This is a genomic window from Pseudoxanthomonas sp. 3HH-4, from assembly GCF_006716465.1.
GTDB lineage: Bacteria > Pseudomonadota > Gammaproteobacteria > Xanthomonadales > Xanthomonadaceae > Pseudoxanthomonas_A.
The window spans coordinates 64,329-82,991 of sequence record NZ_VFPB01000005.1; the positions used below are offsets into that span (position 1 = coordinate 64,329).

Sequence of the window (18,663 nt, forward strand, 5' to 3'; positions counted from 1 at the left end):
CATGGGGGCGGTACCCGGTGGAGGACGATGGACGCCACGTTACGCCCCCAATGAGGACTTGATTAGTCCTGATTTAGGGGAATAATCATCCCGTCAGCGGGCCAATGCGCCCTTCGTTCCCCTGGAGTCATACGATGAGCCACGATCTCAACGACACCCTGATCTTCGTGAAAGTGGTGGAGCAGGGCAGCTTCATCGCCGCCGCCAACCTACTGCGCCTGCCCAAGACCACGGTCAGCCGCAAGGTGCAGGAGCTGGAGACGCGCCTCGGCGCGCAACTGTTGCACCGGACCACGCGCAAGCTGGGCCTCACCGAAGCCGGCAACGTCTACTACGAACATTGCCAGCGCATCGCGCGCGAGTTGAACGAAGCGGCGAGCGCGGTCAGCCAGTTGCATGCCGGCCCGCGCGGCTGGCTGCGTTTCACCGCGCCGTACTCGATCGGCATCGACAAGATCTCGCCGCTGCTCGGCGAGTTCCATGCGCAGTACCCCGAGATCCGGGTGGAGATGCTGCTGGCCAACGACACGCTCGACCTGATTTCCGGCGAGATCGACGTGGCGCTGCGCATCGGCAGCCTGCCGGATTCCAACCTCGTGGCGCGCCGGCTCAGCACCCTGCGCACGCAGGTGTATGCCAGCCCGAAGTACCTGGCGCGGTATGGCGAGCCCCTGCATCCGGATGACCTGCAGCACCATCGCGTGCTGGCCATGCAGAAGCACCGCCGCGGTAACGGGTGGGCGATGACGCTCAGTGATGCGAGCGGCGAGCGCGACTACCCGATCAATCCCATCCTGGTCGCGAACGACCCGGCCGCGCTCAAGGGCGCATTGCTGTGCGGGGAAGGATTGATGCTGGGCGCCGATGTCATGGTGAAGTCGTACCTGGAGCAGGGCCACCTGCAGCGTGTCCTGGCCGGCTGGACCGGGCAGGAGTACGAGTTCAACGCGGTCTTCCCGCGCGGCCACGTGCAGTCGCCGAAGGTGCGCGCGTTCGTCGATTTCCTGGTCGAGCGGATGAAGTTCGACGTGGACTACATGATGGAACACTGCCCGGTCTACCTGAAGCAGCAGGCCGAAGCGCGCGCCGCCGCCGGGACGGCGCCCGAGGCCGAAGCCGCGGCAGCGGTGGGACGCAAGGTGTTGGCCGACGTGTTGAGTTGACGACGGTCGATGCGGCCGGGCGCCGGCTAACGATTCCCGAACGCAAGCCGGCGTGCGGCTGGCTAGGATGGAGGCGCATCGCCGGAGCTGGGTTGTCGCGCCATGGATGGACCACCGCACCGCGTCTGTCACCCGACCAGGAATCCGAACGATGAAGAAGCTGATGACAGCATCGATGATGCTGTGCCTTGCGGCCTGCGCGCCCTCCGCGCCCGAGGCGGATAACAAGGCCATTCCTGCAGCGCCCGCGCAGGCGGCGGTGGTCAAGACGGCGACACCTACCCCTGAGGTTGCGGACGATCCCGCAGCAGTCAACCAGGCGATCGACGAAGTGCTGGGCGACCACGCGCGCTATGAAGCCGTAATCCGCCAATTGCAGCAGGCGGTCGCGGCGAACGATGCGGTCGCCGTTGCCGCGCTGGTTGACTATCCATTCTCCACCGTGCGGGAAGGGCAGCCGCTGGAAGTGGCCGATGCCGACGCGTTCGTGCGCGACTACGACCGGATCATGCTGCCGGCCATTGCCGAGGCCATCACGCGGCAGAAGTACTCGCAGTTGATGGTCAACTACAAGGGCGTGATGTTCGGCAACGGCGAAGCCTGGGTGAACGGCATCTGCAAGGATGACGCGTGCAAGGATGTCGACGTGCGCGTGGTGGCGCTGCAGCCGACGTCCTGATCTTCCTGCTGTAGGAGCGACGTGAGTCGCGACCGCACGGCGTGCATGCTCGGAAGCGTCGTGCGAATGGAGAGCGTCGGGTGGGCCTCTTTCTGCTTGTCTCTGGAAATCCCCTTTCAGTAAACGGATAGCATGCGGTCGCGACTCACGTCGCTCCTACAACAAGCAAAGAAAAGGGCGGCCCATGGCCGCCCTTTTCGCAGTGCATCCCGCAGGACTGACTACTCCACCATCACATCCACGCGCCGCGCCTGGTCCGCATCGCCGCTGCCGATGGTCTGCACGGGCTTGTCCAGCGAAATGCGCTCCACCGCCACGCCGTTGACCACCAGCCATTGCTGGATGGCCTCGGCACGCTGCTTCGCCAGCGCTTCATTCGCGGCGGCATCGCCGCTGGCATCGTGGAAGCCGGAGACGCGGACGCGCTTGCCCTGATCGGCGCCCAGCGTGCCCAGCACGCCGGACAGGCGCGCGCTGGTGTCGGCCGGCACCACGGCCGAGCCGCTGTCGAACAGGATGCGTGCCTGGCGTCCATCCACTACGTCGCCGGCCGCCATCGGGGCGACGTGCGCGGCGGCCTCGACCGATGTCGCACTGCCCAGCCAGCCGTTCACCGGCAGCACCGGTACCAGCAGCAGCGCGACGATGTTGATGATCTTGATCAGCGGGTTGATCGCCGGGCCGGCAGTGTCCTTGTAGGGATCGCCGACGGTGTCGCCGGTCACCGCGGCCTTGTGCGCCTCGCTGCCCTTGCCGCCGTGGTGGCCGTCCTCGATGTACTTCTTGGCGTTGTCCCACGCGCCGCCGCCGGTGGTCATCGAGATGGCCACGAACAGGCCGGTGACGATGGTACCTATCAGCAAGCCACCCAGCGCCTGCGGGCCAAGCAGCAGCCCGACGATGATCGGCACGACCACCGGCAGCAGCGAAGGCACGATCATTTCCTTGATCGCCGACTTGGTCAGCATGTCGACAGCGCGGCTGTAATCCGGCTTGGCGGTGCCCGCCATGATCCCGGGGATCTCACGGAACTGCCGGCGCACTTCCTCCACCACGCTGCCCGCGGCGCGGCCGACGGCTTCCATCGCCATCGCGCCGAACAGGTAGGGAATCAGGCCGCCGATCAGCAGGCCGACGATCACCAGATGGTTGGACAGGTCGAAGGTGAACACCGTGTCCGGATGCGCGGTCTGCAGGTTGTGGGTGTAGTCAGCGAACAGCACCAGCGCGGCCAACGCGGCCGAACCGATGGCGTAGCCCTTGGTCACCGCCTTGGTGGTGTTGCCCACCGCGTCCAGCGGGTCGGTGATGTTGCGGATCTCCGGCGGCAGTTCCGCCATTTCCGCGATACCGCCGGCGTTGTCGGTGATCGGACCGTAGGCGTCGAGCGCCACGATCATGCCGGCCATCGACAGCATGGCCGTGGCGGCGATGGCGATGCCGTACAGGCCGCCCAGCGCGTAGGCACCGAGGATCGCGATGCATACCGCGACGACGGGCCATGCGGTGGAGCGCATCGACACGCCCAGACCGGCGATGATGTTGGTGCCGTGGCCGGTCGTCGATGCAGCCGCGACGTGCTTGACTGGTGCGTACTGGGTGCCGGTGTAGTACTCGGTGATCCACACGATCACGCCGGTCAGCACCAGGCCGACCAGCGCGCAGAAGTACAGGTTAAGCGCACCATACGACGAGTCCGCCATCAGCTGCGTGGTGATCGGATAGAACGCGATCGCCGCCAGCACCGCCGACACGATCACGCCCTTGTACAGCGCGCCCATGATGGAGCCGCCCGCCTTTACCTTGACGAACATCGCACCGATGATCGACGCGATGATCGACACGCCGCCGAGCACCAGCGGGTACAGCACCGCGTGCTCGCCCGCCTGCGCGACCATCAGGCTGCCCAGCAGCATGGTCGCGATGATGGTGACCGCATAGGTTTCGAACAGGTCGGCTGCCATGCCGGCGCAGTCGCCGACGTTGTCGCCCACGTTGTCGGCGATGACCGCCGGATTGCGCGGATCATCCTCGGGAATGCCAGCTTCGACCTTGCCCACCAGGTCAGCGCCGACGTCGGCGCCCTTGGTGAAGATGCCGCCGCCCAGGCGCGCGAAGATCGAGATCAACGAAGAGCCGAACGCTAGGCCGACCAGCGCGTGCAGCGCGTCGGCTTCGGTATAGCCCATGTGCAGGTGGAGCACGGCGAAGTAGCCGGCCACGCCCAGCAGACCCAGGCCGACGACCAGCATGCCGGTGATGGCGCCACCCTTGAAGGCCACGTCCATCGCCGCGCTCATCCCTTTGCTGGCGGCTTCGGCGGTGCGCACGTTGGCGCGCACCGAGACGTTCATGCCGATGTAGCCGGCGGCGCCCGACAGCACCGCGCCGATCAGGAAACCGATGGCGCTGGCCCACGAAACGAAGAAGCCGATCAGCACGAGCAGCACGATGCCGGCAATGCCGATGGTGGTGTATTGGCGGTTGAGATAGGCGCTGGCGCCTTCCTGCACGGCCGCCGCGATTTCCTGCATGCGGGCATTGCCCGCGGGCTGTTTCATGATCCAGCGCGCAGCCACCACGCCGTAGATGATCGCCACGCCGGCGCAGATCAGCGCCAGCGTCAAACCGTATTGTTCCAGCATGACCCCTCCCAAGGTTGATGGATGTCGTCCAGCGAAACGCATGAACACGCAACCCAATCCTGATGGAGCCTGTTGAACGATTGAGCGCACTCGACCGCTGCGATGGACTGCAGCACGAAACCCTTGTTCAGACATCCCTGGAGCTGGCCCGAGTATGACCGGATGCGAACCATGCCGCCAGCGGTGACGGGCCGGTTCAGGCATTCCATGCCAGCCTTTCGCCCCCGATCCTGTTTTCGCATCCGTTTCAAGGAGTTGCCATGCGCCAGACCGTCGCACTACCGCTGTTTGCCGCATGCCTGGTGATGGCGTTGCCCGCGTGGGCGGCCGATCCGGCGCCCGAGATCCAACGGCCCGCAGGTGCACCGCAGGCTGTCGGCGCGGTGCACAGCCTGCGCCAGATCCCCGAGGCCTGCGCTCGGCTGGAAGGCGCCTTCACCGGCGACGCGGCGCAGCCTTATCGCTATGCCCCGGTGCGTACCAGCCCGCAGTGTCAGCCGCGCGCACGTTTCGTGGATTTCGACAAGGCAAAGCCATCCGTCGCGGCCGGCTGGAAACTCAACGACGTGATCCGCGTGCCGAACGCGACGTGTCCTTCGCAACAGGCGGTCGTGCGCGTGTGGCGCAAGCCCGGCAGCGCCACGCCGCCCCCGCTGGACGGCCAGGGCCAGTCACGCATCTACCTGCAGGACGCGAAGCAGCAGGCCGCGGGAGCCGCGCAAGCACCATCGCTGACCCTGTTCGCGGCGAAACTCGATATCGAAGGCAAAGCCTGCGAATGAAGGCAGCGACGGCTTCGCTCCGGAAGTCGCCGCCGCCAAGCCTGTTTGCCCGGGCTTACTTCTTCGCGGGTTTGAGTTCTTTCGCCATGCCGTTGAAGGCGGCCTCGTCGGAAGGCGACAGGTTCGGGCGTCCTGCCATGAAACCCATCGTGATCGAGCCGAGCACGTAGTACGTCTCGCCCGCTTCTACTTCGAGCGTCAGCACATCCTTGGCTTCGGAGTGCACGGTGTACTGATGCGTGCCCGGCGTGACGGAGGCGACGAAGTACGTGCCGCTGCTGAGTTTGCCGAGTTCGGTTTCGCCTTCGCGGACCTTGTACTTAACGGCGGCGCCGGCGAATTTCTTCTCGCGGAAGAACACGATCTGGCCCATGCCTTCGGACGGTGTGCCGATCAGGCTGTCGCCCGCTCCCGGTGCAGGCGCGGTCGCTGCCTCGAGTGCTTCCGTGGCGGCAGGCGCAGCGGCCTCCTGGGACTGGGCATGGCCGGTCGCCATCGGCAGCAGCAGGGCGAGGCAGAGCAGCGAACGGTTCAGTGAATGACGCATGGGTTACTCCTGTGTGTCGGGTGGTTTCGGGGTGGATGGGATGTCGGGCGTAGAGAACGTTGGAGCCTCCGCGTCTGGCGCGATGCCGCTCGTGGTGGCTTCCGTGGAAAAGGAGCCGGCCAGCTTGGCTGTCGCGGTCGTCAGCGCGGGTATTTCGATTTCCTTGCCGTGGATGAAGTGCGCGAAGGGTCCGATGCCAAGCGACGCGCCCAGTGCGGCGCCGCTGGTGTCGCGTCCGGCACCTCCCAGCTTGAAGCCGCGCAGCCGGATGGTTTGGTCGCCGATCTGGAGGCGACGCGCCGCGAGGATGAGTTCGCCGGGTTTGCCTCCACCGCGCGAGGGCTCGGCGTGCACGATCTCGCCGGTGCCTTCGATGCCGGCGGGGAGCACGATCGCATCGTCCACGACCACCGGTTCCTTCAGGCGCAGACGGAAGGCGTCGCCGCGGTGGGCGTGCGCGGAACTGATGGGGTCGAGTATCTCGATGACGAGAAGCATGCCATCGGGCAGTACGCAGCACGCAGGCTGCCCAGGCGGGGCTGTTTCACCGCTAACGGGAGCAGGCGGCACCAGCGCGTCCTGCGCGCCGCACGGCAAGGCGCACAGTACCGCGAGCAGGCCCGCGCCCACGCATGTCCATTGTCTTTGCATGTTCCCCCCTGGTGGCAACGCTAGCGCAACAGAAGGGGGGCGCCAAGCGGGGGAAGCGGCCATTCCGTGGCCGGGGCCCGGTGCCGGAGGCGTCCGCTACGAAGCGGCAGGGGTACCCTGGTGATAGGACAGCTGCCAGCCGAGCGCGGTACGTCGCCACACCGACATGCGCAGCGCGGCACTGTGCCGTGTGCCGTCGCCAGCGATTCCGTGCGAGGCGAAGTGCAACAACGCCACACCATCCGCGAGCCGCTCGATGCGGTGATCGTAGGCGACGACGCGGGGCGGAGACGGGTGATCGGCGAGAAAGTCGATGACGGTCTGCCGCGTGTAGCGCGTGCCCGAACGGCCGACCTCATGGAAGTCGGCGTGCAACAGGCGCTCCAGCCGTTCGCGCGTGCAGGTCACGCCGGGATGATGGAGTTCGGATTCGAGGGCCGACAGTTCGGCGAGCAGATCATCCATCGGGCCATGCTAGCGCGAGAGGACGGCGGTCAGGACGTTGCGCGCTGGGTGGAGCTTGCCGCGTCCTTGTGCGCGAGGTATTGCCCGAAACGGTAGCCGGCGCCTGCTACAGCGAGCCCGATGGCGACGGCAAGCAGTCCGAAGAGCACTTTGCGGAACATGGGAGCATCCGGTGGCTTGGCGATGAGCCCACGCTAGCACCGCCGCGCATGCCGCGACGGTGCCTGAAGTCATCCTGCCTTGATGATGGCGCCGCGTTCGGCCAGCAGCGCGCGCAGCACCGACCGGTGGCAGTGTGCTTCGTCCTCGCAGTAGCAGCCGACCGAGAAGTCGCTGCCGTGCGACAGCGCAGCGAGCAGGTCCAGCGTGCGGGCATTGTCGGGCGCGGCCATCTCGGCGCGATACTTCCTGGCGAAGGCAGCCCAGTCCTTGGGTGTCGTCGCCTCCTGCGCTTGCTTCACCAGCTCCGTGCTGGGCGCGAGATTGGGATACCAGACGTCGTACCAGTCCTGCGCCGCGAACTCCGCCTTCGGCACGCCACGTGGCGGCCTGCGCACCGTGCCGATGCGCAGGCCTTCGTCCTTCGCGCGCGGACTGCCGAGCCGGACGATGCGGAGCGTCACGCGCGCGTCAGCCTTCCCAGGCCGGCAGTTTCTTCTTCACCGCCACGTTCTTCAGTGCGACGTACTTGGGCAGGCCGTCGGTGCCATAGGGCGGATAGGCTTCGCCGCGGATCAGCGGCTGCAGGTACTTCCGCGCGGCCGGGGTGATGCCGTAGCCATCCTTGCGGATGAAACCGGGCGGAAATTTCTTCTCGTGGTTGGCCACCTTCGACAGCGGTGCGGCCTCGATCTTCCAGCGGAATGGCGCATCGGAGGTGCGCACGATCACCGGCATCACCGCGTTCTGTCCCTTCAGCGCGAACTGCACGGCCGCCTTGCCGACGGCCTGCGCCTGCTCCCAGTCGGTCTTAGAGGCGATGTGGCGCGCGGAGCGCTGCAGGTAGTCGGGCAGGGTCCAGTGCACTTTCAGGCCCAGCTGGTCCTTCACCCGGCCGGCCAGATACGAGGCCACGCCACCCAGCTGGGTGTGGCCGAACGAGTCCTTGCCGCCGCCGGCATCGGCGACGAAGCGGCCATCGGCATGCTGGATGCCTTCGCTGGCCACCACCACGCACCAGCCCACGCGGTCGACGACCTTCTTCACCTGCGCGAGGAACTGCGTCTCGTCGTAGGCGCGCTCAGGGAACAGGATGATGTGCGGCGCCTCGTCGGGCGTCTGCCCGGCCATGCCCGCCGCCGCGGCCAGCCAGCCGGCGTGCCGGCCCATGGCCTCGTAGACGAAGACCTTGGTGGAGGTTTCCGCCATGGCCGCCACGTCCAGCGCGGCTTCGCGCACGGAGACCGCCGTGTACTTGGCCGCCGAGCCGAAGCCGGGGCAGGTGTCGGTGACGGCCAGGTCGTTGTCGACCGTCTTCGGCACGCCGATGCAGGTCAGCGGGTAGTCGAAGGCCTGCGCCAGTTGCGAGACCTTCCACGCGGTGTCGGCCGAATCGTTGCCGCCGTTGTAGAGGAAGTAACGCACGTCGTGCGCCTTCAGCACCGCCAGCAGGCGCTCGTACTTCGCGCGGTCGGCCTCCAGCGATTTCAGTTTCACGCGGCAGCTGCCGAAGGCGCCGCCCGGGGTGTGGGCCAGGGCGCGGATGGCGGCTGCCGACTCCTTGCTGGTGTCGATCAGGTCTTCGCGAAGCGCGCCGAGGATGCCGTTGCGCGCCGCCAAGACCTTGATTTTCCGGACCCGCGCTTCGGTGATGACCGCCGATGCGGAGGCGTTGATGACGGCGGTGACACCGCCGGACTGCGCATAAAGTAGGGTGCCAGATGCCATGTGGGGTTCGTTCCGGGTTGCCGGGATGCGGTAAGCTTCACACAGATGACGCGGTGCAGCGCGGCGCCCGGCGCCCGGCGCGATCCACCGCCCGCAGTATTCCAGTTTGGGAGTTACAGCATGCGATTGGTTCTACTGGGCCCACCCGGGTCGGGCAAGGGCACTCAGGCAGCGCGCCTGAAGGACTACCTGCAGGTACCGCACATCTCCACCGGCGACCTGCTGCGCGCCGAAGTGGCCGCCGGCAGCCCGCTGGGCCTGCAGGCCAAGGAAATCATGGCGCGCGGCGACTTCGTCAGCGACGACATCCTGCTCGGCATGCTGGAAGACCGCTTCGCCCGCCCCGACACCGCCAACGGTTTCATCCTGGACGGCTATCCGCGCAACCAGGCCCAGGCCGATGCACTGGGCACGTTGCTGGCCCGGCTTGGCCAGCCCATGGACTATGCGGTGCAACTGGAAGTGCCGGCCGACCTGCTGGTCGAGCGCATCGCCGGCCGTGCCGCCGCGGAAGGCCGCGACGATGACACGCCCGAGGTGGTACGCAACCGACTGGACAAGTACACCACCCAGACCGCTCCGGTGATCGATTACTACCGCCAGCACGGCCAGCTGACCGTGGTGGACGGCGTGGGTTCGCTGGACGAGGTGTTCACCCGCATCACCGAGGCGCTGGCGCCGGCCAAGGAAGTGGGCTGACGTCCCTGCGCCTCAGCGCATGACGCCGCGAAGCCCCGCCCAGTGCGGGGCTTCCTCGTTGAGGGCCGTAATGGCGGGCATCGCGGGCTGTGGGGGCCGGCTGTTATGGTCCGGGTCCCGAGGGGTCGCCCGGAGTCGTCGATGAAGCGCATCGCCAGCCTGCTGCTTGCCAGCCTGCTCGCCGTATCCGCCGCCGAAGCCAGGGACTTCCTGCGCACGCAGGGCACGCAGATCGTCGACGAAGCGGGCAAGCCGGTGATCCTGCGCGGCATGGGCTTGGGCGGCTGGATGCTGCAGGAAGGCTACATGCTCGACATCGACGGCGTAGGCACCCAACGCAGCATCCACGCGCGCATCGCCGAGCTGATCGGGCCGGAGAAGGCGGATGCCTTCTATCAGGCCTGGCGCGACAACCACACCACCAAGGCCGACATCGACGCGATGGCGCGCTGGGGTTTCAACTCCGTGCGCCTGCCGATGCACTACGCCCTGTACACGCTGCCGGTGGAGCAGGAGCCGGTCGCCAGCCGGCAGACCTGGGTGGAAGAAGGCTTCCGCCGTACCGACGAACTGCTGGCCTGGGCCAAGGCCAATGATCTGTACCTGATCCTCGACCTGCACGCCGCGCCAGGCGGGCAGGGCAACGACAACAACATCGCCGACCGCGATCCCTCGCAGCCCTCGCTTTGGGACGACCCGCGCCACCAAGACAAGATGGTGGCGCTGTGGAAGAAGCTGGCGCAGCGCTACAGGGACGAGCCGTACATCGCCGCGTACGACATCATCAACGAGCCCAACTGGGGCTTCGCCGACAAGGCCGACAGCAACGGCTGCAAGGAAGACGGCAACGCGCCGTTGAAGGACCTGCTGGTGCGTACGACGCGCGCGATCCGCGAAGTGGACACACGGCACATCATCGTCATCGAGGGCAACTGCTGGGGCAACAACTACCGCGGCGTGCTCGACGACGGTCCGTGGGACGACAATCTGGTGATCAGCTTCCACAAGTACTGGAACGTCACCACGCGCGACAGCATCGCCGACCTGCTGGCGCTGCGCGACAGGCACCGCATGCCGCTGTGGCTGGGCGAGACCGGCGAGAACTCCAACGACTGGTTCGCCCGCACCGTGGCCCTTGTCGAAGGCGAGGGCATTGGCTGGGCGTGGTGGCCGCTGAAGAAGATCCGCTACAACAACCCGCTGCAGGTGGTGCCGAACGACGGTTATCGCCGGGTGCTTGCGTACTGGAAGGGCGAGGGTCCGCGTCCGTCCTCGGAAGAGGCAGAAGCGGCGCTGATGCGCCTCGCCCGCGAGGACGTGCGCTACGAAAACAACGTGCAGCATCCGGACGTGATCGATGCGTTGTTCCGCGCGCCGCATTCGGACCAGTCGGTGCCGTTCAAGGCGCACGCGATCGGTGCGCAGGGCGGCATCATCGCGGCGGTCGATTTCGACATGGGCCGCAACGGCGTGGCCTACCACGATCTCACGCCGGCCAATCACCATATCTCCGACGGTGGCGAGCGCGTGGTGTGGAACCCGGCCATGACCTACCGCAACGACGGTGTCGACCTGGGCAAGGGCGACGACGGTGCACTCCGTGTCGCGGGCATGCGACGCGGCGAGTGGCTCAAGTACACCCTCGATGCCGGTGCCGGCGGCCGTTATCGGCTGGCGCTGGACGGGCGCGGCACGGGGCGTGTCTCGCTGGTGCTCAACGGGGTACCGGTGAAGGCCGCCGAACGCGCCCGCGGATTCCGTGCGCTGCGACTCGCGCCCGGGCGCAACACGCTGGTAGTGAAGGCCGAGAGCGACGGTCTGGATCTGCAGGCCCTGCATTTTTCCCGCTGAACCCTCGTCACGCCCACGCCTTGCAGGACGTGCCGAACCCGGCGCGCTCGGCTAAAGTTCGCGGACTCATCCCGGAACTGCAGTCTTGAAGATCCACATCCTCGGCATCGCCGGCACCTTCATGGGCGGCGTGGCCGCCCTGGCCCGCGAACTCGGCCACACCGTCGAAGGCAGCGACCAGGCCATCTACCCGCCCATGTCGACCCAGCTCGAGCAGCTCGGCATCGCGCTGGCGCAGGGCTACCAGCCGCAGAACATCGCGCCGGACTGCGACGAGATCGTGATCGGCAACGCGCTGTCGCGCGGGAATCCCGCGGTCGAGGCGGTGCTGGACCAGGGCCGGCGCTACATCTCCGGCGCGCAATGGCTGTCCGAACGCGTGCTGCCCGGCCGCGACACGCTGGCCGTCGCCGGCACGCATGGCAAGACCACCACGACGACCATCCTGACCTACCTGCTGGACGCGGCCGGGCGTTCGCCGGGCTTCCTGATCGGCGGCGTGGCCGAGGACTTCGGCGTGTCGGCGCGCATCGGCGGCGGCCGCGAGTTCGTGGTCGAGGCCGACGAGTACGACACCGCCTTCTTCGACAAGCGCAGCAAGTTCGTCCACTACCGCCCGCTGGTCGCCATCCTCAACAACCTGGAATACGACCACGCCGACATCTTCCCGGACGTGGCCGCGATCCAGCGCCAGTTCCACCATCTCGTGCGCACGGTGCCGCGCCGCGGCCGCCTGATCGTCAACGGCGAGGATGCGCGCCTGGCGGAAGTGCTGGCGATGGGCTGCTGGACACCGGTCGAGCGCTTCGGCTTCGACGCCTCGCTGGAGTGGAGCGCGCGCCTGATCCGCGAGGACGGCAGCGCGTTCGCGGTGCGCCACAACGGCGCGGAGATCGGCGAGGTGCACTGGCCGATGCTCGGCCGCCACAACGTGCTCAATGGCCTGGCCGCACTGGCCGCGTGCCATGCGGTGGGCGTCGACATCGCCACCGTGCTGCCGGCGCTGGCGGCGTTCCGCAGCGTGAAGCGGCGGCTGGAAGTGATCGGCCAGCATGACGGCATCACCGTCTACGACGATTTCGCGCACCATCCGACTGCCATCCACACCACCCTGGAAGGTCTGCGTGCGCGTGTCGGCGATGCGCGCATCCTGGTGGCGATGGAGCCGCGCAGCAATTCGATGCGGTCCGGTGCGCATGCCGGGGCGCTCGCGCCGTCGCTCGACATCGCTGATGCGGTCGTCTTCCTGCACCGGCCGGAACTCGCATGGGACGCCGGCAAGATCGTCGCTGCCATCCGTGGCGACGCGCGCACCGTGCCTGACGCCGATACGCTGATCGCGGCGTTGAAGACGCAGGTTCGGTCCGGCGACCACGTGGTGTTCATGTCCAACGGCGGTTTCGACGGTGCGCCGCGACGCTTCCTGGCGTCACTGCAAGGCTGAGGTGGCCGGCATGGCGCACGAGTCGCTGCCGCTGTTTCCGCTGCACAAGGTGCTGCTGCCCGGTGCTGCAATGGATCTGCGCATCTTCGAGCGGCGCTACCTGGATCTGGTCCGTGACTGCGGGCGTTCCGGTGGCGGATTCGGGGTCTGCCTGATCCTGGAGGGCAGCGAAGCGGGGGCGCCTGCGACGCCGGCGGCCTACGGCGTCGAAGCGCGCATCGAGAACTTCGACATGGGCGAGGACGGACTGCTGTCGCTGCGTGTGCGCGGGCACCGGCGCTTCCACGCGGTCCGCACGCGTGTTCGCGACAACGGGCTGGTGATGGCGGATGTGGAATGGCTGTGCGCCGACGAGGACTGGGAGATCCGTCCCGAGCACGCACTGCTCGGCACCTTGCTGCAGACCATGATGGAAAAGGTGGGTACCGATCTGAACGGCTTGCCGCCGCGCATCTTCGAGCACGCCGCCTGGGTGGGATGGCGATTGGCGCAGGTGCTGCCGATCACGCCGGAGCAGCGCGTGTCGATCCTGCAGGAAGACGACGTGCACGCGCGCCTGCAGCGCCTGCTGGAGTGGATCGACTGACACCGGCCCGGTAGGAGGGGCTTCGGCCCCGATCGCGCGTTTCAAGTTCCGGGATGCCCGAGGGGAGGGCATCGGGGCTGGCTTTCAACAGCCGCACGGCGGGTCAGCCCCTCCTGCAGGAACCTTTCCGGTGAGTCAGGGCGAGACCGCTTCGTCATCGGTGCGCAGGCGCAGTACCGGCAGCCCGGAGTCCGGATGCGGTGCGATCACGTGAGCGAGATCCGGCGTGGCCTGTGTCACCGCGTCGAGCGCCGTGCGCGCTTCGCGCAGTGGCCGCCACAGGCGCACCAGATTGAAGGCGCGCTGCTGCTGCAGCACCTGCGCACTGCCGATCCATAGTGGTACGTCGCTGGGCTGCAGCCGCGTGTCCGCCGGCCACAGGCGCAGTACGAACACTTCGCCAGGCTGGTCGCCCTTGCGCAGCATCAGCAGGCTTTCAGCACGCGTGTCGAGCGTGGCGGGGAGCACGGGTTGCTCGTCGTCGGGCAGGTCGCTGTCGAGCAGATTCAGCGCTTCCTCCCATCCGGCCTGCGGCTGTTCGCGCCAACCGGCGGCTGTCAGGCTGGCCTTCAGCGGCGCGAGCGGACCGGCGACCTGCACGTCCAGCGGCCAGCGCTGTTCGTCGTCGAACTCGTTGCGGCGCGCCGGCAATGCCTGCCAGTCGCGCTGCCACCAGTCCTGCAGCGCGACCGTCCGTTCGATCACCGGTGTCTGGAACTGCGCCAGCATGTGCTCCACGTTGCGCGGCGCATGCCACAGTCCGGCCAGCACGAAGCTGCCGTAGAACAGCCACGCGATCGGCTTGATCCAGAACGAGCGCACCATGCGGCGGCGATAGGCGATGCCCAGCACCAGCAGCCAGACCAGGCCGAACAACATGCCGCCGATGATGTCGCTGAGCCAGTGCGCACCCAGGTAGATGCGCGCGAAGCCGATGAGCGCCACCACGATGCCCGACACCAGGTAGGGCCACACGCGCGTGCGGCCCGGCAGTTCGCGTGCGATCAGCACGGCGAAGAAGCCGAAGGTGATCGTCGACATCGTCACCGCGATGGACGGGAAGCCGAACCCGCTGCTGACGCTGGGTGGCTTGGGGATGTCCACCGATGCACCGAGCCATGCCGTCAAGGCGAGGCCGAAGGCGATGGCGGCCAGCCAGTGTGCGGCCGCCATCCAACGCTTGCGCCAGCACAGGTAGCCAAGGACCAGCAGCGATGCCGGGGCCAGCACCTGCTCGTCGCCGAGCGAGGCGATCGCGGCGAGGGGATGGTCCGCCAGCGGGTTGCGCAGCGCACGCATCAGTTCGTACACCCACAGGTCCGCCGCCAGCGGTTCGCCGTGGCCGATCACGATGACGAGGAAGGCGAACCAGACCCATACGATCGCCAGCAACAGGATGGCCAGCAGGGCCAGGGGCACGGATTCGCGCCGCGCAGGCTCGAAGACCGCCGCGGTGTAGCGCCCCAGTACCGGATGCGCGTGCGACCACGCCAGTGCACGCGCCAGCAGGGCATCGGCGTGGGCGGCAAACCAACGATAGGTGTACAGCACCATGGCCCATGCCAGCGCGATCACCAGCACCAGCAGTCCCAGGACCAGCGCCAGTCGGCCGGCCACGGCGGCCACGGCATCGTACGCGTGGCCCAGCACCCAGCCGGGCAGCAGGAATGCGGCCGCCCATGCGATGCACGCCGCCCCGCTGGCCACGGCGTAGCGCCGCAGCGGCATGCGCGAGATGCCGGCGACCGCCGGCACGAACGGCCGGATGGGACCGACGAAGCGCGCGATGAAGAGGCTCTTCCACGCGTTGCGGCGGAACAGCAGTTCGCCGCGGTCGAGCAACTGCGGATACTTGCGGAACGGCCACACCGTGCGCAGCTGCTGACCCCAGCGATGACCGACCCAGTAACTCGTCGCGTCGCCCAGAAGCGCGCCCAGCGTGGCGCAGAGGACGGCGTACGGACCCGAGATTTCGCCCAGGCCGATCAGCACGCCGACCGCGAACAGCAACGGCAGGGCCGGCACGATGGCGCCCATGATGATCACCGCATCGCAGAAGGCGATGGCGAAGATCACCAGCCCCGCGGCCATGGGATGCGCGCTGATCCAGGCCAGCAGGTTGTCGAACCAGGAGGACTCCATCGCCGGATTATAGGCGGCGGCACATGACCGGCGTCTGCGACCTATGGACGATAGAATGACGTCGTGGACTTGCGCTCGCCCTCCGAAATCGCTGCACTCAAGGCCGACAGCTTCGGCCGCATCTCGTTGATGCGGGGCGGCGGCGGGGCATTCGTACGCCGTGACCTTGCACACGTCCCGCTGTGGCTGCGGTTGCCGGCCTGGTGGCTGGCGCGGCGCGAGGCGCTTGCATTGCGCAAGGTCGCCGGCATGGCCGATGTCCCCCAGCTGCTCGACTGGACCGGTCGCCGGCTCGACCGCAGCTACATGGAGGGCGCAGCGATGTACCAGCGGCCGCCGCGTGGCGACCTGGCCTACTTCCGCGCCGCGCGCCGGTTGCTGCAGCAATTGCACCGCCGGGGCATCGCCCACAACGATCTCGCCAAGGAGGCGAACTGGCTGGTGCTGGAAGACGGCCGCCCGGCGATCATCGATTTCCAGCTCGCCACCCGAGGCGATCCGCGCTCGCGCTGGATGCGCCTGCTGGCGCGGCAGGACCTGCGGCATCTGCTCAAGCACAAGCGCATGTACTGCGGCGCCTCGCTGACGCCGGTCGAGAAACGCGTGCTCAAGCGCACGTCGTGGCTGCGCGATCTGTGGTTCCGCACCGGCAAGCCGGTCTATCGTTTCATCACGCGTCGGCTGTTGAAGTGGGAAGACAACGAAGGGCAGGGGCCGAAGCCGTGATGCCCGGAGTTGCAGCTTCCGGACCTGCAGGAGCGCCCCACGGGCGCTCCTGCAATGACGGTTTTTAGAGACCAGGAAACGACATGAACCTCGCAGGCAAAACCCTGTTCATCACCGGCGCCTCGCGCGGCATCGGCCTGGCCATCGCCCTGCGTGCGGCGCGCGATGGCGCCAACGTGGCGATCGCGGCCAAATCATCGGTGCCCAATCCGAAACTGCCCGGCACCATCCACACGGCCGCGCAGGCGGTCAACGACGCCGGGGGGCGCGGACTGGCGCTGAAGTGCGACATCCGCGAAGAGGACGACGTGAAGGCCGCGATGGCGGCCACCGCCGATACCTTTGGCGGCATCGACATCCTGGTCAACAATGCCAGCGCCATCTGGCTGGCCGGTGTGCTGGACACGCCGATGAAGCGCTTCGACCTGATGCAGCAGGTCAATGCGCGTGGCAGCTTCCTGTGCGCGCAGGCCGCGCTTCCCTACCTGAAGCAGGCCGCCAATCCGCACATCCTGACGCTCGCGCCGCCACCCACGCTGGACCCGAAGTGGTGGGCGCCACACACCGGTTACACGTTGGCGAAGATGGGCATGAGCTTCGTGACCCTGGGGTTGGCCGGCGAGTTCGGTCCGCAGGGCATCGCAGTGAATGCCCTGTGGCCGCGCACCATCATCGCCACCGATGCGTTGAACATGATTCCCGGCGTGGAGATCCCGCGCTGCCGCACGCCCCAGATCGTGGCGGACGCCGCGCACGCCGTGCTCGCCCGCGATGCGCGCGGTTTCCACGGCCAGTTCCTGATCGATGAGGATGTGCTGCGCGAAGCGGGCGTCACGGATTTCGCGCCGTATGCCGTTGATCCGTCGCAATCGCCGTTGCCGGATCTGTTCCTGTAGTAGCAGGCAGGTGCGGCCCCGCGTGCCGCGCAACCTGCCTTCGATGCCAGTCATGAAGAGGAGCCACGACGATGTCGCCATCTGAAACCGCGGGACGCCAGGCGCTGGCGTTCATCCGCATGGCCCTGGCCACGCTGCTTTTCGTCCATGGCATCGCGCGCGTGCTGGCCGATGGCGTGACTCCCTTCGGTGTATTCCTGGAGTCGCGCGGATTTCCGTTCGGACTGGGGATCGCATGGTTCGTGACGGTGTTCGAACTGGTCGCGGCACCGGTGTTCGCGGTGGGCCGATGGATCACGCCGATCGCGCTGGTGTTCAGCGCCATCTATGCCTGCGGCATCTGGCTGGTGCACGCGCCGGCGGGCTGGTTCGTGGTGGGGCTTGGCCGCAATGGCGCCGAGTACAGCGTGCTGATCATCGCCTGCCTGCTGGCCCATGCGTGGGCGCACTGTCCCCGTTCTTCCGTTCCTGCATGAGGCTGTCATGAAATACCTGCACGCGATGATCCGCGTCCACGATCTCGAGGCCACCGGCCGCTTCCTCACCGAAGGCCTGGGCCTGGTGGAAACCCGGCGCATGGAGAGCCCGCAGGGGCGTTTCACCCTGGTCTATTTCGGCGCGCCGGCCAATCCGGAGGCGGAGATCGAACTGACCTACAACTGGCCGCCGGAAGACGGATCGCCCGCCGAGGACTATGGCAGCGCGCGCAACTTCGGCCATCTCGCATTCGAGGTCGATGACATCCATGCGACCTGCGCGCACTTGCAGTCGCTGGGCGTCACCATCAACCGCCCGCCGCGCGATGGCCGCATGGCATTCGTCCGGACGCCGGACCTGATCTCGATCGAATTGTTGCAGAAGGGTGCCGCGCTGCCGCCGCAGGAGCCTTGGCTTTCGATGCCGAATACGGGAAGCTGGTGACGCATCCGCAAGAAGGAGCCCGACAGATGAACCTTGCCCTGGTCGTGATCGATGTGCAGCGTGGCCTGTTCGAGCCGGAGCCGTCGCCGGTCGATGCCGATGGCGTGATCGAGCGCATCAATGCGCTGTCGGCGAAAGCCCGCGATGCCGGCATGCCCGTGGTTTTCGTGCAGCATGAACGCACGGGTGACCTGGAGCCCCAATCCACGGGCTGGGCGCTGCATCCCGCGTTGTCGGTGGCCGAGGGTGACCATCGCATCCGCAAGAGCACGCCGGACTCGTTCCTGCGCACCGGACTGGACGAGGTGCTGTCGTTCTGCGGGGTGGAAGGCGTGGTGCTGTGCGGCTACGCGACGGAGTTCTGCGTGGACACCACCACGCGCAGTGCGGCGGCGCACGGGTACCACGTGGTGCTGGCCGCCGACGCGCACACCACCCACGACAAGGCGCACGCGACGGCCGACCAGATCCGCACGCACCACAATGCCACGCTGCCGGCGATCCGCAGCTTCGGCGTTGGCATCCGTGCATTGCCGGCGGCGGAGATCGCGTTCGCGGGCTGAGCCGCGACCGCCATCG

At 67.4% G+C, this 18,663-nt stretch carries 20 protein-coding genes and 1 pseudogene; 12 read left to right on the top strand and 9 right to left on the bottom strand.

Annotated elements, in window-relative coordinates; translation table 11 throughout:
• Positions 1 to 134: 134 nt before the first annotated feature.
• Together FB548_RS14730 and FB548_RS14735 are read left to right on the top strand one after the other, a co-directional pair.
• Positions 135 to 1,163 (top strand): LysR family transcriptional regulator, encoded by a 1,029-nt coding sequence (locus FB548_RS14730; RefSeq protein ID WP_142125559.1) that lies wholly within the window; start codon positions 135 to 137, stop codon positions 1,161 to 1,163.
• A 151-nt stretch (positions 1,164 to 1,314) separates the two neighbouring features.
• Positions 1,315 to 1,842, top strand: a complete 528-nt coding sequence (locus tag FB548_RS14735; RefSeq protein ID WP_142125560.1) for a hypothetical protein — start codon at positions 1,315 to 1,317, stop codon at positions 1,840 to 1,842.
• A gap of 221 nt (positions 1,843 to 2,063) precedes the next feature.
• Here FB548_RS14735 and FB548_RS19030 read toward each other — a convergent pair whose 3' ends face one another.
• The gene (locus FB548_RS19030; protein ID WP_255470596.1) at positions 2,064 to 2,399 is read right to left on the bottom strand and encodes an OmpA family protein; all 336 of its coding nucleotides are present in this window, start codon (positions 2,397 to 2,399) and stop codon (positions 2,064 to 2,066) included.
• A gap of 60 nt (positions 2,400 to 2,459) precedes the next feature.
• Positions 2,460 to 4,487 (bottom strand): annotated as a pseudogene (locus FB548_RS14740) (sodium-translocating pyrophosphatase); the annotation flags it as partial.
• 260 nt (positions 4,488 to 4,747) lie between these two features.
• Here FB548_RS14740 and FB548_RS14745 point away from each other — a divergent pair.
• Positions 4,748 to 5,269, top strand: coding sequence for a hypothetical protein (locus FB548_RS14745; RefSeq protein ID WP_142125562.1), 522 nt, complete (start codon positions 4,748 to 4,750; stop codon positions 5,267 to 5,269).
• A 55-nt stretch (positions 5,270 to 5,324) separates the two neighbouring features.
• Here the strand turns inward: FB548_RS14745 and FB548_RS14750 are convergent, their stop codons facing one another.
• The 6 genes from FB548_RS14750 to FB548_RS14770 all read right to left on the bottom strand — a co-directional run bounded on the left by FB548_RS14750 (position 5,325) and on the right by FB548_RS14770 (position 8,819).
• A complete protein-coding gene (locus FB548_RS14750; RefSeq protein WP_142125563.1) occupies positions 5,325 to 5,816 on the bottom strand; it encodes a DUF2846 domain-containing protein in 492 nt (163 codons plus the stop codon).
• A gap of 3 nt (positions 5,817 to 5,819) precedes the next feature.
• A complete protein-coding gene (locus tag FB548_RS14755) occupies positions 5,820 to 6,446 on the bottom strand; it encodes a hypothetical protein (protein ID WP_142125564.1) in 627 nt (208 codons plus the stop codon).
• 117 nt (positions 6,447 to 6,563) lie between these two features.
• On the bottom strand, positions 6,564 to 6,932 hold the full coding sequence (locus tag FB548_RS14760; protein ID WP_142125565.1) for a DUF4440 domain-containing protein: 369 nt from the start codon (positions 6,930 to 6,932) through the stop codon (positions 6,564 to 6,566).
• Between the two features lie 29 nt (positions 6,933 to 6,961).
• Positions 6,962 to 7,093: a hypothetical protein gene (locus FB548_RS19035; RefSeq protein ID WP_255470577.1), complete on the bottom strand. Its 132-nt coding sequence runs from the start codon at positions 7,091 to 7,093 to the stop codon at positions 6,962 to 6,964.
• A 69-nt stretch (positions 7,094 to 7,162) separates the two neighbouring features.
• Complete coding sequence (locus FB548_RS14765; protein ID WP_142125566.1) at positions 7,163 to 7,555, bottom strand: DUF488 family protein; 393 nt, start codon at positions 7,553 to 7,555, stop codon at positions 7,163 to 7,165.
• A 7-nt stretch (positions 7,556 to 7,562) separates the two neighbouring features.
• The gene (locus tag FB548_RS14770; RefSeq protein WP_142125567.1) at positions 7,563 to 8,819 is read right to left on the bottom strand and encodes a 6-phosphofructokinase; all 1,257 of its coding nucleotides are present in this window, start codon (positions 8,817 to 8,819) and stop codon (positions 7,563 to 7,565) included.
• 120 nt (positions 8,820 to 8,939) lie between these two features.
• On the opposite strand from FB548_RS14770, the gene FB548_RS14775 reads away from it, so the two are divergent.
• The 4 genes from FB548_RS14775 (at position 8,940) to FB548_RS14790 (ending at position 13,399) form a co-directional block, all read left to right on the top strand.
• The gene (locus tag FB548_RS14775; RefSeq protein ID WP_142125568.1) at positions 8,940 to 9,518 is read left to right on the top strand and encodes an adenylate kinase; all 579 of its coding nucleotides are present in this window, start codon (positions 8,940 to 8,942) and stop codon (positions 9,516 to 9,518) included.
• A gap of 141 nt (positions 9,519 to 9,659) precedes the next feature.
• On the top strand, positions 9,660 to 11,369 hold the full coding sequence (locus FB548_RS14780; RefSeq protein ID WP_142125569.1) for a cellulase family glycosylhydrolase: 1,710 nt from the start codon (positions 9,660 to 9,662) through the stop codon (positions 11,367 to 11,369).
• 85 nt (positions 11,370 to 11,454) lie between these two features.
• Positions 11,455 to 12,813 carry a UDP-N-acetylmuramate:L-alanyl-gamma-D-glutamyl-meso-diaminopimelate ligase gene (mpl, locus tag FB548_RS14785; protein ID WP_255470578.1) on the top strand — a complete coding sequence of 453 codons (1,359 nt, stop codon included), beginning with the start codon at positions 11,455 to 11,457 and terminating at the stop codon, positions 12,811 to 12,813.
• A 10-nt stretch (positions 12,814 to 12,823) separates the two neighbouring features.
• A complete protein-coding gene (locus FB548_RS14790) occupies positions 12,824 to 13,399 on the top strand; it encodes an LON peptidase substrate-binding domain-containing protein (RefSeq protein ID WP_142125570.1) in 576 nt (191 codons plus the stop codon).
• A gap of 135 nt (positions 13,400 to 13,534) precedes the next feature.
• Here FB548_RS14790 and FB548_RS14795 read toward each other — a convergent pair whose 3' ends face one another.
• Entirely contained in the window at positions 13,535 to 15,541 is a 2,007-nt protein-coding gene (locus tag FB548_RS14795; RefSeq protein ID WP_142125571.1) for a bifunctional DedA family/phosphatase PAP2 family protein, read from the bottom strand.
• Positions 15,542 to 15,670: 129 nt separating this feature from the next.
• Here FB548_RS14795 and FB548_RS14800 point away from each other — a divergent pair, with 129 nt between their 5' ends.
• From FB548_RS14800 to FB548_RS14820, 5 genes are all read left to right on the top strand, one after another.
• Positions 15,671 to 16,267, top strand: coding sequence for a phosphotransferase (locus FB548_RS14800; RefSeq protein WP_255470597.1), 597 nt, complete (start codon positions 15,671 to 15,673; stop codon positions 16,265 to 16,267).
• 83 nt (positions 16,268 to 16,350) lie between these two features.
• Positions 16,351 to 17,163 carry an NAD(P)-dependent oxidoreductase gene (locus FB548_RS14805; protein WP_142125572.1) on the top strand — a complete coding sequence of 271 codons (813 nt, stop codon included), beginning with the start codon at positions 16,351 to 16,353 and terminating at the stop codon, positions 17,161 to 17,163.
• 71 nt (positions 17,164 to 17,234) lie between these two features.
• A complete protein-coding gene (locus FB548_RS14810; protein ID WP_142125573.1) occupies positions 17,235 to 17,639 on the top strand; it encodes a DoxX family protein in 405 nt (134 codons plus the stop codon).
• Positions 17,640 to 17,646: 7 nt separating this feature from the next.
• Entirely contained in the window at positions 17,647 to 18,084 is a 438-nt protein-coding gene (locus FB548_RS14815) for a VOC family protein (RefSeq protein ID WP_142125574.1), read from the top strand.
• Positions 18,085 to 18,110: 26 nt separating this feature from the next.
• Positions 18,111 to 18,647 carry a cysteine hydrolase family protein gene (locus tag FB548_RS14820; RefSeq protein ID WP_142125575.1) on the top strand — a complete coding sequence of 179 codons (537 nt, stop codon included), beginning with the start codon at positions 18,111 to 18,113 and terminating at the stop codon, positions 18,645 to 18,647.
• Positions 18,648 to 18,663 lie beyond the last annotated feature (16 nt).